General features: G+C 61.5%; 16 protein-coding genes. 6 read left to right on the top strand and 10 right to left on the bottom strand.

The window, feature by feature from the left end:
• Window positions 1–44: 44 nt before the first annotated feature.
• Window positions 45–374 (top strand): hypothetical protein, encoded by a 330-nt coding sequence (locus tag ACOQFT_RS10760; protein ID WP_421597923.1) that lies wholly within the window; start codon window positions 45–47, stop codon window positions 372–374.
• Between the two features lie 14 nt (window positions 375–388).
• On the opposite strand, the gene ACOQFT_RS10755 is transcribed toward ACOQFT_RS10760, so the two are convergent.
• The gene (locus ACOQFT_RS10755; RefSeq protein ID WP_421597922.1) at window positions 389–892 is read right to left on the bottom strand and encodes an ion channel; all 504 of its coding nucleotides are present in this window, start codon (window positions 890–892) and stop codon (window positions 389–391) included.
• A gap of 76 nt (window positions 893–968) precedes the next feature.
• Complete coding sequence (locus tag ACOQFT_RS10750; protein WP_421597921.1) at window positions 969–1,874, bottom strand: rhodanese-related sulfurtransferase; 906 nt, start codon at window positions 1,872–1,874, stop codon at window positions 969–971.
• A gap of 115 nt (window positions 1,875–1,989) precedes the next feature.
• Here ACOQFT_RS10750 and pncA point away from each other — a divergent pair, with 115 nt between their 5' ends.
• Window positions 1,990–2,583: a bifunctional nicotinamidase/pyrazinamidase gene (gene pncA / locus ACOQFT_RS10745; RefSeq protein ID WP_421597920.1), complete on the top strand. Its 594-nt coding sequence runs from the start codon at window positions 1,990–1,992 to the stop codon at window positions 2,581–2,583.
• Here the strand turns inward: pncA and ACOQFT_RS10740 are convergent.
• On the bottom strand, window positions 2,580–3,113 hold the full coding sequence (locus ACOQFT_RS10740) for a hypothetical protein (RefSeq protein WP_421597919.1): 534 nt from the start codon (window positions 3,111–3,113) through the stop codon (window positions 2,580–2,582). The two genes, pncA and ACOQFT_RS10740, sit on opposite strands and share 4 nt — an antisense overlap.
• Before the next feature lie 165 nt (window positions 3,114–3,278).
• On the opposite strand from ACOQFT_RS10740, the gene pncB reads away from it, so the two are divergent.
• On the top strand, window positions 3,279–4,571 hold the full coding sequence (pncB, locus tag ACOQFT_RS10735; protein WP_421597918.1) for a nicotinate phosphoribosyltransferase: 1,293 nt from the start codon (window positions 3,279–3,281) through the stop codon (window positions 4,569–4,571).
• A gap of 3 nt (window positions 4,572–4,574) precedes the next feature.
• Here pncB and ACOQFT_RS10730 read toward each other — a convergent pair whose 3' ends face one another.
• Genes ACOQFT_RS10730 through ACOQFT_RS10705 form a run of 6 tightly spaced genes read right to left on the bottom strand, consistent with a single transcriptional unit; the run spans window position 4,575 to window position 12,058 of the window.
• A complete protein-coding gene (locus ACOQFT_RS10730; RefSeq protein WP_421597917.1) occupies window positions 4,575–6,026 on the bottom strand; it encodes an aldehyde dehydrogenase family protein in 1,452 nt (483 codons plus the stop codon).
• 32 nt (window positions 6,027–6,058) lie between these two features.
• Window positions 6,059–7,657, bottom strand: a complete 1,599-nt coding sequence (locus ACOQFT_RS10725; RefSeq protein ID WP_421597916.1) for an ABC transporter ATP-binding protein — start codon at window positions 7,655–7,657, stop codon at window positions 6,059–6,061.
• Window positions 7,654–8,469 (bottom strand): ABC transporter permease, encoded by an 816-nt coding sequence (locus ACOQFT_RS10720; RefSeq protein WP_421597915.1) that lies wholly within the window; start codon window positions 8,467–8,469, stop codon window positions 7,654–7,656. The genes ACOQFT_RS10725 and ACOQFT_RS10720 overlap by 4 nt, the downstream gene beginning before the upstream one ends.
• Entirely contained in the window at window positions 8,466–9,413 is a 948-nt protein-coding gene (locus ACOQFT_RS10715; protein ID WP_421597914.1) for an ABC transporter permease, read from the bottom strand. Before ACOQFT_RS10715 ends, ACOQFT_RS10720 begins: the two co-directional genes overlap by 4 nt.
• A 40-nt stretch (window positions 9,414–9,453) precedes the next feature.
• Window positions 9,454–10,515: a hypothetical protein gene (locus ACOQFT_RS10710; RefSeq protein ID WP_421597913.1), complete on the bottom strand. Its 1,062-nt coding sequence runs from the start codon at window positions 10,513–10,515 to the stop codon at window positions 9,454–9,456.
• A 55-nt stretch (window positions 10,516–10,570) separates the two neighbouring features.
• Window positions 10,571–12,058 (bottom strand): ABC transporter substrate-binding protein, encoded by a 1,488-nt coding sequence (locus ACOQFT_RS10705; RefSeq protein ID WP_421597912.1) that lies wholly within the window; start codon window positions 12,056–12,058, stop codon window positions 10,571–10,573.
• Window positions 12,059–12,228: 170 nt separating this feature from the next.
• On the opposite strand from ACOQFT_RS10705, the gene panB reads away from it, so the two are divergent.
• From panB to glpK, 3 genes are all read left to right on the top strand, one after another.
• Window positions 12,229–13,068, top strand: a complete 840-nt coding sequence (gene panB, locus ACOQFT_RS10700) for a 3-methyl-2-oxobutanoate hydroxymethyltransferase (RefSeq protein WP_421597911.1) — start codon at window positions 12,229–12,231, stop codon at window positions 13,066–13,068.
• Window positions 13,065–13,907 carry a pantoate--beta-alanine ligase gene (gene panC / locus ACOQFT_RS10695; RefSeq protein WP_421597910.1) on the top strand — a complete coding sequence of 281 codons (843 nt, stop codon included), beginning with the start codon at window positions 13,065–13,067 and terminating at the stop codon, window positions 13,905–13,907. Before panB ends, panC begins: the two co-directional genes overlap by 4 nt.
• 67 nt (window positions 13,908–13,974) lie before the next feature.
• Window positions 13,975–15,453: a glycerol kinase GlpK gene (gene glpK / locus ACOQFT_RS10690; protein ID WP_421597909.1), complete on the top strand. Its 1,479-nt coding sequence runs from the start codon at window positions 13,975–13,977 to the stop codon at window positions 15,451–15,453.
• A 13-nt stretch (window positions 15,454–15,466) separates the two neighbouring features.
• On the opposite strand, the gene smpB is transcribed toward glpK, so the two are convergent.
• Window positions 15,467–15,949 (bottom strand): SsrA-binding protein SmpB, encoded by a 483-nt coding sequence (gene smpB / locus ACOQFT_RS10685; RefSeq protein ID WP_421597908.1) that lies wholly within the window; start codon window positions 15,947–15,949, stop codon window positions 15,467–15,469.
• Between the last annotated feature and the right edge of the window lie 3 nt (window positions 15,950–15,952).

The raw sequence follows: 15,952 nt of genomic DNA, 5'->3' as shown, positions 1-15,952 counted from the left end.
GGTTAATGTTCTATTTATGTTCTATACAGTCAGAGGATCACCCGATGACCCGGAACATGCAAAATTCTGCCTCAAGCGGCCCGACAAACGACTATCATCTGCTGCCCGTCACCGACCGGCAGATGCGCTATGCCCGCGCCATCGCGGAACAGTCGGCGCTGGATATTCCGGTCGAGGCACAGCGCGACCGGCGGTCGATGTCAGCCTGGATATCGGCGCACAAACCGGATGATCCGTCGCCCTTTGCAAATTACCCGACGGGCAAGCAGATCGCTTTTGCCGAGCGTATTTCACGCAGCAAGCGCAGGCCGATCCCGTCCGAGTGTTTCCGCGACAAACAGATGATGTCGCGCTGGATCGATCACAACAAATAACCCTTGATCAGAGCCTATTCCTGGCTGTGTGTGCGGGCGTAGAGAGCAACGGCGGCGGCGACAAACATGCCCAGCAGGATATACCCGGTCACGGCCTCGGCCACGGCCAACCCGCGGCACAGGCCGATGGGGGACATGTCGCCGTACCCGACCGTAGTGAAGGTGACGTATGAGAAATAGAGAATATCCGCCGGCCCCTTCGCCCCAAGTACGCAATTGTCGGTGTATCCGAACGCGCCATAGACGGCCGCAAACAGGAAGGGGACAACCTGGATGAAAGACACCCCCATCAGGAACAATAGCCTGCGCGGTGATTTCACCTGTGTCATGTAGAACCAGGATTGCGAGACGATCCACAGCACCAGCCCCACCGACGCAATCGTGCCGATCGTGTCCCCGGCCGCGGCCTCACTCAGACGCGACAGCCCGAACCACGCAACGAAGCTGGCGACGACCATGCCTGCGGCGGCCAGAAACGTCGACTTCCATTCTGCCAAAGTCGTGGGCTTGCGGGCCATGGGGCCTCCAACACGCTGATATCGCCTGAATTATCCAGATTTCAACGCACCGCCGCAACCGGAATTGCGAACCGGCCTAGTCGATGCCCAAATGCGTCTGCCCGCGCAGCCGCGCCAGCTGAATCTGTTTCTGCCGCTCGCGGAACCGCATCTTGTCAGCCTCGGAGGTCTCATTGATGCACTGATGGCAAGAGACGCCGTGTTCATATTCGGGACGTTTCATATCCTCGGGCAGGATCGGGCGACGGCAGCCGTGGCACAGGTTATGCGGCCCCTCGACCAACCCATGCCCCACGGAGACACGGTTGTCGAACACGAAACACTCCCCCTGCCAGGTGCTGTCCTCGGCGGGCATCTCCTCGAGATAGCGCAGGATGCCGCCTTTCAGGTGGTAGACATCCTCGACCCCCTGCCCCAGCAGGAAATTGGTGGATTTCTCACAGCGGATACCGCCGGTGCAGAACATGGCGACGCGCTTGTTGTGGAAACGGTCCTTGTTTTCCTCCCACCAGGCCGGGAAATCACGGAAACTGGCGGTTTCAGGGTCTATTGCGCCCTCGAACGTGCCAATCGCCACCTCGTAATCGTTGCGGGTGTCGATCACCACCACATCATCCGAGCGGATCAGATCGTTCCAGTCCTCGGGCTCGACATAATTGCCGACACGGGCGCGCGGATCGATATCCGGCTGGCCCATAGTCACGATCTCTTTCTTCAGGCGCACCTTCATCTTGCCAAAGGGCGGGTGGTCGGCGGTGGCCTCTTTCCAGTCCAGATCGGCACAGCCCGGCAGTGCGCGGATATGGGCCAGCACCGCGTCGATCCCGGCGCGGGGGCCTGCAATGGTGCCATTGATCCCCTCTTGCGCCAGCAGCAGCGTGCCTTTGACCGATTGCGCGCGGCACAGGCCCAGCAAGGGCTCGCGCAGTGCGGCGGGATCGGCGAAACGTGTGAAATGGTACAGGGCAGCGATCGTATACATGCCCGTGATCTAAACCTGCAGGGCCAGTGCCGCAAGCCATTGGGTGACTGCCCGGCGCAAGATTGACGATCCCGCCCCCGCCCCGTACCGATAGAAAACCCGAGGAGAGACCGCGATGACCCATGCCCTGATTGTAATCGACGTCCAGAATGATTTCTGCCCCGGCGGCGCGCTGGCCGTACCCGCAGGGGATGAGATCGTCGCCCCGATCAACGCGATGATGGATGATTTCGAAGCCGTGATCCTGACGCAGGACTGGCATCCGGCGGGGCATTCCTCATTCGCCAGTACGCATCCGGGCAAAACCCCCTATGATGTGACGGAAATTCCCTATGGCCCGCAGGTGCTGTGGCCGGACCATTGCGTGCAGGGCACGCCGGGCGCGGCGTTTCATGCCGATCTGCGCACCGACGGCGACCTGATCATTCGCAAAGGGTTTCGCAGCGCCATCGACAGCTATTCGGGGTTTTTCGAAAACGACCAATCCACGCCGACGGGCCTTGAGGGATACCTGAGAACACGCGGCATCGACAAGCTGACCCTCGTTGGCCTGGCGACGGATTTCTGCGTTCATTTTTCGGCCGTGGACGCCGCGCGGCTTGGGTTTGACGTGACTGTGCGGATGGAGGCCTGCCGGGCCATCGATCTGGACGGGTCCCTGGCCGCGGCCGAAACCGCGATGCGCGCGGCCGGGGTGACCCTGAGCTAGGGCGCGGTGCCCGCCGACGCCAGATACTTTAGAACCACGATCACAACCACCGCCAGCCCAAGTGCGAATCCGATTCGCCCCTGGATCGAACGCCTCTTGGGTTTCGGCCCGGCGGGTTCTCGCGATTTGCTTATCCACTCCTTAACTTCGGATGGCACGTCGTCCCGTGGCCGGGCTGTTTTCACATCATCGATAAACTGCCGGATGTCGAAGGCACCACAATATTCGCCCTTCACACCCACCGCCCTGATATTGGCGAACAGCGCACGCAGGATGCGTTCCCGCTCGGCCGTATCCTGCGGGCGGAAATACCCGTGTGCAAGATTGCTGTTGGTGGGGTCCAGGCCAAACCCGGCCTCTTCGAAAACCAGACGGATTTTGGGAGAAGCCGCGCGCAGGGCCTCGGCGGTTTTGGCACGGCGAAACTGCGCACGCGTTGCCCCTTTCGCGGGCGCTGCGGACTTCGCTGATCCGGAATTCGTTTCGTCAGCATCAATCGTTACAATATCAAAGTCGTACTCGAGACCCATTCACCGACTTAACCTTGTTCTTCCATCCCCTTTTTCTACTAACCAACGAAAAGATCAAACAATATGCTCGTATTGTGTCCTGACCTTGTCATTGTCTTCAATCTAGCGACTCTTGCCAATCCGCGCACCTATTGATCTAACAACGGAAATCGCAGGAGCTCCCCCATGGTCGATATTGCGACACGCGTGTACAATCATAAATGGAAGATTGACCCGATTGTCCGGTCTTTGATCGACACTGATTTCTACAAACTGCTGATGTGCCAGTCAGTGTTTCGAAATAAGCCACAAACGGATGTGGTGTTTTCGCTGATCAACCGGTCGAATCACATTCCGCTGGCCAAGCTGATCGACGAAGGCGAATTGCGCGAACAGCTGGACCATATCCGGTCGCTCAGCCTCAGCCGGGGCGAAAGCACCTGGCTTCGGGGCAACACGTTCTACGGCAAACGGCAGATGTTCCGCTCGGATTTCATGGAGTGGTTCGAGAACCTGCGCCTGCCGCCCTATCACCTGGAACGCAAGGGCGATCAGTACGAGCTGACCTTCGAGGGCAAGTGGCACGAGGTCATGCTGTGGGAAATCCCCGCCCTCGCGGTGTTGATGGAGCTGCGATCACGCGCGGTTCTGAACGACATGCGCCGGTTCGAACTGCAGGTGCTCTATGCCCGCGCCATGACGCGTGTTTGGGAAAAGATCGAGCAGCTGCGGGGAATTGACGGGTTGGGCATCGCTGATTTCGGCACCCGCCGGCGGCATTCCTTCCTGTGGCAGGATTGGTGCGTGCAGGCGATGATCGAGGGGCTGGGCCCGGCGTTTTCCGGCACCTCGAACTGTCTGATCGCCATGCGGCGCGAGGTCGAAGCGATCGGCACCAATGCCCATGAACTGCCCATGGTCTACTCCGCGCTGGCCGAAAACGATGAGGCGCTGGCGCAGGCCCCCTATGACGTTCTCAGCGACTGGCATGACGAACACGAAGGCAACCTGCGCATCATCCTGCCCGACACCTATGGCACGCAGGGATTTCTGGACCGGGCGCCGGACTGGCTGGCGGGCTGGACCGGTATCCGCGTCGACAGCGGCGATCCGGCTACCGGGTCCGAGATAGCCATCAACTGGTGGAAATCGCGCGGCGAAGACCCGACCCAGAAACGGGTGATCTTTTCCGACGGGCTGGACGTGGACAAGATCCGCGAGCTGCATGAGCGTTTTGCCCATCGCACCAAGGTGTCCTTTGGTTGGGGCACTTTGCTGACCAATGATTTCCGCGGACTGGTCCCCGATGACGCGTTGGCGCCGTTCTCGCTGGTCTGCAAGGCAGTGTCGGCCAATGGCCGCCCGACGGTGAAACTCTCGGACAACCCGGAAAAGGCAATGGGTCCGCAGGACGAAATCGCACGCTATAAACGCGTGTTCGGCGTCGGTGCTCAGGATCCGATCAAGGTAATCGTTTAGACCCTAACCATGGTGTGCGGCCACGGTTTTCAGCTGCGAGAACCCGTAAAGGGCCTCGAACCCTTTCTCGCGGCCATGGCCTGATTTACCCACGCCGCCGAACGGCAACTCGACGCCTCCGCCGGCACCGTAATTGTTGATGAACACCTGACCCGAGCGCAGCCGTTTCGCCAATCGCATCTGCCGCGCACCATCGCGGGTCCAGATGCTGGCAACCAGTCCGTAATCGGTGCCGTTGGCGATCTGAATGACCTCTTCCTCGGTATCGAAGGGGATCAGAACCTGAACCGGGCCGAAAACCTCATCGCGTGCCAGAACGTGGTCGGGTGGAACATCGGCAAACAAGGTTGGCCGGACATAAGCACCCTGCGCCGGGGCGTGATCAACGATCCGCCCCTGCCCCGCGATGTTCAGATCAGAGCCTTTGGCCAGAAACCCGGTCACGATCTCTTTTTGCCGGGCCGAGATCACGGGACCAACCCGTAAATCCTCTGACGCCGGGCCAACGGTCAGATCGGCATAAGCCGCCGCCATGCGGGTTTTGACCTGCTCATACACCCCCCGCTGCACCAGAATGCGCGATGAGGCCGAGCAGGTCTGACCCGCGTTCTGGATGCCCGCATTCACCAGAAACGGTAGCGCGGCATCCAGATCGGCATCGTCGAACACCAGTTGCGGGGATTTTCCACCCAACTCCAGCGTCACCGGCACCACGTTGCGTCCCGCCGCCTGCTGCACCAGCGCCCCCGTCGCAACCGAGCCGGTGAACGAGATATGGTCAACGCCGGGATGCCCGGACAGCGTCGCCCCGGCCTCGGCCCCCAGACCCGGCACCACGTTCAGCGCGCCCGCAGGCAAACCGGCCTCTTGCGCCAGATGGGCAAAGGCCAATGCGGTCAGACAGGCCTCTTCCGCCGGTTTCAGCACACAGGCATTGCCCATCGCCAGCGCCGCCCCGACCGAACGGCCGATGATCTGCATAGGGTAATTCCATGGCACGATATGGCCCGTTACCCCATGCGGTTCGCGCAGGGTATAGACGGTATAGCCGTCCAGATAGGGGATGGTCTCACCCATCACCTTGTCGGCAGCCCCTCCGTAGAACTCGCAATACCGCGCCAAGGCCACCGCATCTGCCCGTGCCTGGGTCAGCGGTTTGCCCACATCCATCGCCTCAATCCGCACCAGATCGTCCACGCGGTCCAGAACCAACCGGCCCAACCGGGTCAGGATACGGCCCCGTTCCAGTGCCGTTTTACGCCCCCAGTCGCCCTGCAACGCGGCGCGCGCGGCCTGCACAGCCGCGTCGATATCCGCCGCGTCTCCACGCGCAATCCGGCAAATCTGGGACCCGTCCGAGGGGTTGATCAATGGAATCTCCGCCTGTGAGGCAGGGCTGACCCATTTACCGCCGATGAGACACAGGCCGGGATTGAACCAGAGGGGGTTGGACATTTGGGCCTCCTTTCAGGCTCTAACAAGGCGAATTACGCCACATTCATACCGATATTAGGCAAGACGGGCGCGGCTTCGATCAGGGTTCGGGTATAGGGGTGCTGCGGGTTGGCAAAGACCTGTTCGGTTTCGCCCTGTTCGACGATCCGGCCCGCCTGCATCACCATCACCCGGTCCGTGATCGTGCGCACCACGCTCAGGTCATGGCTGATGAACAGATAGGTCAGGTCATAGGCGGCGCAAAGCTTGGCCAGCAGGTCCAGAATTTGTGCGCGGACCGAGACATCGAGGGCCGAGACCGCCTCATCAAACAGGATCAGTTCTGGTTCGATGATCAGGGCGCGGGCGATGGCGATGCGCTGCCGCTGCCCGCCCGAGAACTCATGGATGTATTTGCCGGCGTCGTCGGGGCTGAGGCCCACGGCGGTCAGCATCTCGGCAATGCGGTCCCGGCGATCCGCCCCGGTGGGCGGTGCGTCCAGCAGGTGAAACGGCTCGGTGATCAGACGGGCGACACGGTGGCGCGGATTGAAACTGCCATAGGGGTCCTGAAACACCACCTGCATCTTGCGGCGCACGGTCGGGTTCGGCCTGTGGCCCGAGAAAACCGGCCGCCCATCCAGGCGGATTTCGCCGCTCTGCACCTGCTCTAACCCCAAAATCGCCCGTGTTAGGGTCGATTTTCCACATCCGGACTCGCCCACCAACCCCAGACGCTCCCCCTTGTTGAGAGTGAAGCTGACGCCGTCCACGGCGCGATGATGGCCCGGCGCGCCAAACAGTCCCTTTCGAGGCAGGCGGTAATTGCGGGTGACCTGCGTTACCTCAAGCAGGGGGTGAGGATCAGCGGCCTCGGGCAGCGCCACCTGATGGCCCGAAGCCTCAAACAACATTCGCGTGTAAGGGTGCTGCATGTTGCGCAGCAGGTCGGTGGTTGCGCCGCTTTCGACCACCTCGCCGCAGCGCATCACCACGATCTGATCCGCCATATCCGCCACCACCGCCAGATCATGCGTGATCATCAGCAAGCCCATGCCGTATTCGCGCACCAGCCCTTTGAGAAGATCAAGGATCTGCGCCTGAGTGGTCACGTCCAGCGCGGTTGTCGGCTCGTCCGCGATCAACAGCTTGGGGCGCAGGGCGATGGCCATGGCGATCACCACACGCTGGCGCTGACCTCCGGACAGCTCATGAGGGTAGCGAGACAGGGGAAAGCGGTCGGGCGGCAGGCCAACGCGAGTCAGAACCTCCTGCGTGCGCGCCAACGCCTGCGGGCGCGGCATCGCTTTGTGAATCAGGATCGTCTCGATCACCTGATCGCCGATGGTCTTGACCGGGTTCAGGGCGGTCATCGGTTCCTGAAACACCATGCCTATCGCAGCCCCGCGCAAGGCGCACATCTCAGCCTCGGGGCGGTTCAGCAGGCCGTTCCCCTCCAGCCGGATCACCCCTCGCGTTTCAGCCCCGTTCGGCAGCAACTGCATGACGGCCAAAGCGGTCATCGACTTGCCCGAGCCACTTTCCCCGGTCACGGCCACAATCTGACCGGGGTCGATGGACAGGCTAACCTGTTTCAGAATTTCAGCGCCGTGGATCGACAGCGAAAGGTTTTCGATCTGCAGCAAACTCATGCGCGCGCCACCCTGATCCGTGGATCCAGCCAGTCGCGCAATCCGTCGCCCAACAGGTTCAGGCCCAAGACGGCAACAATGATCGCCAGCCCCGGAATCAGAGCCAAATGCGGCGCAAAACTGACCATTGTCTGCGCATCGGCCAGCATCCGGCCCCAGCTGGGCGTCGGCGGCTGCGCGCCAAGGCCGACATAGGACAGACCGGCTTCGGCGAGAATGCCCAGCGAAAACTGAATGGTCCCCTGCACGATCAGCAGGTTCGCCACATTGGGCAGGATATGTTCCGCCGAAATCCGCGCCGCGCCCTTGCCCGAGACGCGGGCGGCGAGGATGAACTCACGCTCCCACAGTGACAACGCGGCCCCACGGGTGATGCGGGCAAAGACGGGGATGTTGAAGATGCCGATGGCGATGATGGCATTGATCGCCCCGGCTCCGAATACGGCGGTGATCAGGATGGCGATGACCAGCGACGGGAAGGCAAAAACCAGATCATTGCCGCGCATGATCACCTCATCCAGCCACGACCCCTTGCGCGCCGCCGCCGTCAGGCCCAGCGGCACGCCCAAGCCGATGCCGATGCCCACCGCCACCAGCGCCACCGCAATCGACGTGCGCGCGCCGACCATGATCATCGAAAACATGTCACGCCCGAAATGATCCGTTCCGAACCAGTGCTGCGCGTTGGGTGGCTGCAATTTGTTGGCGATATCCAGCGCCGCATAATCATAAGGCGTCCAGATAAAGGATACCAAGGCCGCCAGCAGAACCAGCGAGGATAGCACCGCGCCGAGGATCAGATTGCGGCTCATGCCCGGCTCCGCAGTCTTGGGTCAACGGCGGCATAGGCCAGATCGACCATGAAATTCACGGTGATCACGGCAAAGACCAGCAGCATGACCACCGATTCCACCACGATCAGGTCACGGGCCGAGATGGCCTGAAACACCAGCCGCCCGAGGCCGGGCAGATAGAACACCTGCTCGATGATGATCGAGCCCGCCAGCAGGAAAGAAAACTGCAGCCCGATGATGGTCAGTACCGGAATCAGAGCGTTCCGCACCCCGTGCCGCCACAACGCCTGACGACGCGACAGACCCTTGGCGCGGGCGGTGCGCATGAAGTCCTCACCCAGAATGTCCAGCAGCGATGACCGCATCACCCGCGCCAGAATCGCCGCTTGTGGCAAGGCCAGCGCGATGGCAGGTAAGGTCAGGGAATGCAGACCGGTCCAGAGCCCCTGATCCCAGCCCGCAAACCCGCCCGCATTGAACCAGCGCAGATTGATGGCAAAGATCAGCACCAGCATCATCGCGAACCAGAAATTCGGCACCGCGATGCCCAGCTGCGTCACGCCCATGACCGTCAGGTCTCCGGGCTTGCCGCGACGCGCGGCCGCGTAAATCCCGGCGGGAAAGGCGATCAGAGTGGACAGCGTCAGCGCATACAAAGCCAGCGGCAGCGACACCCACATCCGGTCCACGATCATCTGCGATACCGGTGTGCGATAGGTGTAGGAGGTGCCGAAATCCCCCATCAACATGCCGCCGACCCAGTTGAAATACCGTTGCGCCTTTGAAACGTCCAACCCCAGCTCGGCCCGCAACGCCGCCAGAGTATCCTCTTGCGCGTTCACGCCCAACATGAACGAGGCCGGATCACCCGGTGCAACCTCGATCACCGCAAAGATGACGACCGAGGCGACGGCCAGGCTGATCAGCAGTGAAATCAGACGTTTGAGGGTATAGCGCAGCATCGAAGCCACGTTAGGCACACAGACCGCGCGGGTCCAGCGCCTATGGCACCAGAAGATAAATGAAAATCGCGTAGGCGACGATGGCGGCGTAGCCCAGCGGGTAAATCCACTTGATCGCGTAGTTGTCCAGCTTTCTGGCCCCCTCCTCGCGCCCGGACACTTTCAGTTTGCGCAGGGCCACGTTGAACACGATCAGCGCCCCGGTCATCAGGAACATGCATTGCAGGATGAAATCCAGAAAGGTCAGATAGCCCAGCTTTGGAAGATCGGCCGAGATCGCCCAGTTGAAGGCCACGAAAACCAGCAGATTGCCCCCGGCGATCTCGATCCGGCGGCGGTATTCGTCAAGGAAGAACAGCGCCCAGCCAACAGTGATCAGAACCAGCATCGGCAGGAACACCCGGATCACGTAATAGGTCAGATGCCGCTTGCCCTCGAAGGCCAGCGCGATCTGATCGCTGTCCCGACCGGACAGGCCGATCACGGTCGAGCGTTCGACCCGGGCGTTGCCCAGAATCCACTCTTCCTCACCCAGCATGTCGCCGAGGCCCGAGTGCTCGTTGAGCGGGTAATAGGACACGTAGTCGGACGGAAAGACCGAGACGACCTCGAAAAAGAACTCCTGCGTGTCAAACGGGTATTTGCGGAAATCGAAATGCGGGGCCTGCAAGGTCAGCGAGGATTTCTCGACATAAACCACTTGCCCGTCATAGCGCAGCGAGGCTGCGGCTTCGTGAATCCATTTGTTGGATTGCTGGTTGTGGATGACGAACGCGGGCACAACCGCACCCAGCCCCCGCGCGTGATCGGCCAGCCCCGAAGGGTTGAAGACCTGAATCTCGCGCCCGACCTCATCGCGGTCAAAGGCCAGTGCCGGGTCGGTCCATTCGACCCGCAGAACAACAACGGCGCCATAGTTCTCGGCCTTCTGATCGACGCTGGTGACCTGATCAATGCGGATGCCGATCCCCACCTGCAGCGGGTTTTCAGGCGTCCCGACCAGCGGCCCCACCCCACTTTCCAGCCCGTTTTGCGCCCGCGCCTTGCCATCAGCGGCAAAGAGGCAGGCAACAACAAGGCAGAAGATGCGGATCAGGTTCATTGTCAGGCTTACTCGGAAACAGAAAGCCGGGGCCGGTTCCAGCCCCGGACAGGGCTTACTCGGACCAGCTGATCTGGGTCAGGTCAATCGCGGCGGTCGGCGCGTTCTTCCACAAACCTTGGACACCGGCCTTGGCGATCCCCAGCTTGGGCAGCTGGAACAGATAGCCGTTGACGAAATCAGTCGATATCAACCGCTGCATGTCACCCAGCAGTTTCTTGCGCTCCTCCGGGTCGGTGGTGGCATTCAGCGTCTCCAGCAACGTTTGGGCGTCCAGGCTGTCATACTGGAAATAATAATCGGGCCGCGCATAGATACCGATATCCATTGGCTCGGTATGGCTGATGACGGTCAGATCGTAATCCTTGCCCTTGAACACCGATTCCAGCCACTGCGCCCATTCCACATTGATGATCTCGGCGGTGATGCCGACCTCGGCCAGTTGCGCGGCGATGATCTCCCCCCCGCGCCGGGCATAAGACGGCGGCGGCAGGTGCAGCGTGGTTTCGAACCCCTCTGCATAGCCCGCATCAGCCAGCAGCTTGGCCGCCATTTCCGGGTCATGGGCCGAGGTGCCGGTCAGATCGACATAGGCCGGGTTATGTGGCGCGAAATGGGTACCGATGGGGGTGCCATATCCGAACATCGCCCCGTCGATGATCGCCTGACGGTCAATGGCATGGGCCAGTGCCTGCCGCACGCGGATGTCGTCGAACGGGGGTTTCTTGTTGTTGGTGGACAGGATCGTTTCCCCCTCGGTCGAACCGACAAGCACCTGAAAGCGCGGATCGGCCTCGAACTGAGCCAGGTTCTCCGGCGCGGGGAAGTTGTCGAACACGTCCACATCCTCGGCCATCATGGCGGCGAAGGCGGCGGTCGGGTCCGAGATAAACTTGAACGTTGCAGTCTCTAATGTGGGCTGATCGCCCCAATAATCCGGGTTCTGGTTCAGCGTGATACTGTCGCCCTGCACCCAGTTGCCAAAGCTAAAGGCCCCGGTCCCCACAGGGTTGGTCTTGATGTTCTCGATACTGTCGGGCGACACGACCACCGCATCCCCCCAGGCCATGTTGAACAGGAAATTGCCGTTCGGCTCGGACAGGGTGACCTTGACGGTCAGCGGGTCGATCACCTCGACGGCTTCGATCCCGGCAAACAGCGGCTTTTGCGCGTTGGCACTGTCTTCGGCGCGGGCGCGGTCGAGGCTGAACTTGACGTCCTCGGCATCCATCGCGGTGCCATCATGGAAGGTCACACCATCCCGCAGCTTGAAGGTATAGACGGTGCCGTCCTCGGAAATTTCCCAGCTTTCGGCCAGCCCGGGCACGACCGAGCCATCGCCCATGAACCGGGTCAGCCCTTCGAAAATGTTGGTATAGACCACCGAGTCAATCGCCTGCGCCGCAGCACTTGTGGGGTCCAGATGCGGCGGCTCAAGCTGCATCGCGATGGTGATATCGGATTTGGCCAACGCCCCGGTGGCAAAGACACTGACCCCCAGCGCCAGGGCCGATGCAAAGGATTTCAACATCTGATTTGTCATAAAAATCTCCCACCGTTTTTATGGCTGAACCCGCTGTTTTGCGGGCTATTCTGCGGTTAATGTCCCTTTAAACCTCGGGTCAATCAAGGAAATGTTCGCGCAACCGGGGTTTCTATGACCTTGTTCAATCTGCTATGCCGCGCTGCAACATGAACCCCGGAGGAGCAATCATGAGCGCCACCGCCCACAAAAAAGCCCCCAATGCCGAGGACATCCGCGCCCGCAAAGGCGGCACGCCGCTGGTCAGCCTGACCGCTTACACGACCCCGATGGCGCGGCTGATGGATGCCCATTGCGACTTTGTTCTGGTGGGCGACAGCGTGGGCATGGTGCTGCACGGGCTGGAATCGACGCTGGGCGTGACGATGGAGATGATGATCCTGCACGGCCAGGCCGTTGCGCGCGGGTTGGGCAAGGCGATGATGGTCATCGACATGCCGTTTGGCAGCTACGAACACTCTCCGGCGGATGCCTTCCGCAACGCCGCCCGCCTGATGGCGGAAACCAGCGCAGGGGCGGTCAAGCTGGAAGGCGGGGTCGAGATGGCCGAGACCATCCGCTTTCTGGTCAAGCGCGGCATCCCGGTGATGGCCCATATCGGCCTGACGCCGCAATCGATCAATACGCTGGGCGGCTACAAGGTGCAGGGCCGGGACGAACAGGCCGAGGCCGTGCTGGCCGACGCCCGTGCCGTCGCCGGGGCGGGTGCGTTTTCGGTGGTGCTTGAGAAGGTGCCGCAAGGTCTGGCCGACCGGATCACGTCCGAAGTCGCCATTCCGACCATCGGCATTGGTGCCTCTGCCGGATGCGACGGGCAGATTCTGGTCGTCGATGACATGGTGGGTTTCTTCACCGCCTTTAAACCGAAATTCGTCAAACGCTATGCCGAACTGGGCCCGCAGGCCGAAGCCGCCATTGCCGAATATGCCGCCGAAGTGCGCGCCCGCGCCTTTCCGGCCGACGAGCATGTGTTCGCGGATCAGGCGCCCGCCAAAGGACCCAGGACATGACCGCCCCCATCCTGCGTCGCCTGACCGACCTGCGCGCGCTGACCACCGAATGGCACCGCAACGGTGAATCCATTGGCGTCGTCCCGACCATGGGCGCGCTGCATCAGGGGCATCTGTCACTGGTCGAGGCGGCAAAGGCCGGTACCGACCGGGTGATCGTGACCATTTTTGTGAACCCCAAACAATTCAACAACCCCGAAGATCTGGCCAAATACCCGCGCACCGAACACGAAGACGCACAGAAACTGGCCCTTTTCGGTGTCGACGCGATCTATGTGCCCGACCCCGAAGAGATCTATCCGCAGGGCTTTGCCACCAATGTGTCTGTCGCGGGCCTCACCGATGTGATGGAGGGCGAGTTCCGCCCCGGTCATTTCGACGGCGTCGCCACCGTGGTCGCCAAGCTGTTCCTGCAGACGCAGGCTGATCGAGCCTATTTCGGGGAAAAGGACTATCAGCAGCTGATGGTGGTTCGCCGCATGGCGCGCGACCTGGATATTCCGATCGAAGTGGTCGGCTGCCCCACGGTGCGCGAACCTTCGGGCCTGGCGATGTCGTCGCGCAATCTGCGCCTCTCGCCGGATGGGCTGGCGATTGCCGCCAACAAACACCGGGTCATGCAGGGGCTTGCTCAGTCGCTGAAAGCCGGTGCCGCCTTCGATCCGCTGGCCACAAAGGCCGAGACCGATCTGCTGGCCGCAGGGTTTACTCAGGTCGAATATATCCACCTGCGCTGCGCCGAAACGCTGGAGCCTCTGACCCATGCCGACCGCCCCGCGCGGCTGTTCGCGGCGGCCTGGGCGGATGGGGTCCGGCTGATCGATAATATTCCGGTCTGAACGCTCTGGCCCCCGCGCCGATGTTTGCGCTAAAGTCCCGCAAAACCAAACGGGAGGGGCGCGGGGAATGACCTATATTCTCGCCATTGATCAGGGCACCACATCATCGCGGGCCATTTTGTTCGACGCAGATATGCAGCGCGCAGGCACCGCGCAGCATGAATTCACCCAGCATTTCCCGCAGGAAGGCTGGGTTGAACACGATGCCGAGGAAATCTGGGACAGCGTGCTGCGTGTCTGCCGCGAGGTGATGGAGAGTACCGGCGTCACCCCCGATCAGATCGCGGGCATCGGCATCACCAACCAGCGCGAAACCACCGTGGTCTGGGACCGGTCCACCGGCAAGCCGATCCACAATGCTATCGTCTGGCAGGACCGCCGCACCGCCGAGATCTGCGCCCGCTACAAGCAGGCGGGCTGCGAGGATGACGTCACCGCCCAGACCGGTCTGCTGCTGGACCCCTATTTCTCGGGCACCAAGGTGAAATGGCTGCTGGACAACGTGCCCGGCGCCCGCGACCGCGCCGAGGCCGGAGAGTTGATGTTCGGCACCATCGACTGTTTCCTGATCTGGCGCCTGACCGAGGGGCGCAGCCACGCCACCGACGCCACCAACGCCGCCCGCACCCTGCTGTTCGATATCCACAAGGGCGAATGGAGCGCCGAAATTTGCGACCTGCTGGACGTGCCGATGAACATGCTGCCCGAGGTGCATGACTGCGCCTCGGACTTCGGAAAAACGACTCTGTTAGGGGGGAATATCCCCATTCTGGGCGTGGCGGGTGATCAGCAGGCAGCCACGATTGGTCAGGCATGTTTCCAACCCGGCATGATGAAATCGACCTATGGCACGGGGTGTTTCGCGCTGTTGAACACGGGCGACAGTCCGGTTGAGTCGAAAAACCGTTTGCTGACGACTATTGCCTATCAGTTGGATGGCAAACGGACTTACGCGCTGGAAGGCTCGATTTTTGTTGCCGGTGCCGCGGTGCAATGGCTGCGCGATGCGCTCAAGATCATCGAATCCGCACCCGAAAGCGGCGAGCTGGCGCAACAGGCCGATCCGAACCAGCATGTGGTATTGGTGCCCGCCTTTACCGGCCTTGGCGCGCCTTATTGGAAGCCTGACTGCCGGGGTGCGGTGTTTGGCCTGACCCGAAATTCCGGCCGCGCCGAATTCGCCAAGGCCACACTGGAGAGCATCGCCTACCAGACCCGCGACCTGTGGCACGCCATGCAGGGCGACTGGGGGGCCGACACCGACGTGACCCTGCGCGTGGACGGAGGTGCCAGCGCCTCGGATTGGGCGATGCAGGGGCTGTCAGACTATCTGGGCGCCGAGGTCGACCGCCCCGTCATGCAGGAAACCACCGCCTTGGGCGCGGCCTGGCTGGCAGGGATGCGGGCGGGTGTTTACCCGGACCAACAGGGATTCGCGGAAACCTGGGCACTGGATCGCCGGTTTGAACCGGAACTGTCCGCCGAGGAACGTGACGCAGCCTATGAGCGCTGGAAACGCGCTGTTTCGGCGGCGATGGCGTTCTGAAACCGGTGAAGGATCAGCTGTGATCCTTCATCAACCGCTGCTTTTGACGTGACCAGTCGCGCTTGGCCTGCGTCTCACGTTTGTCGTGCAGCTTCTTACCCTTGGCGATGCCAATTTTGATTTTGGCCCGGCCCTTGTGGTTGAAATACAAAACCAACGGCACCAGCGTCATGCCCTTGCGCTGGGTCGCATTCCACAGGGTCGATAACTCCTTGCGTGACACCAGCAGCTTGCGACGGCGGCGTTCTTCATGCTTGAACACCTTCGCCTGCTCGTAGGGCGCGATGTAGCTGTTGACCAGCCAAAGCTCTCCGTCATCGACCGAGGCATAGCTTTCGGCGATGTTCGACCCGCCCGCGCGCAGGGATTTGACCTCGGATCCCTCCAGCACGATGCCGCATTCGATATCGTCTTCGATCGCGTAATCGAAGCGCGCACGCCGATTTTCTGCGATGACTTTGTAATTCGGGTCTGAGTTCTGCTTTTGCTTGGCCATGAC

Source organism: Ruegeria sp. MALMAid1280, assembly GCF_049195285.1.
Taxonomy (GTDB): Bacteria; Pseudomonadota; Alphaproteobacteria; order Rhodobacterales; family Rhodobacteraceae; genus Ruegeria.
This window is presented reverse-complemented; position numbering and strand designations above follow the sequence as displayed.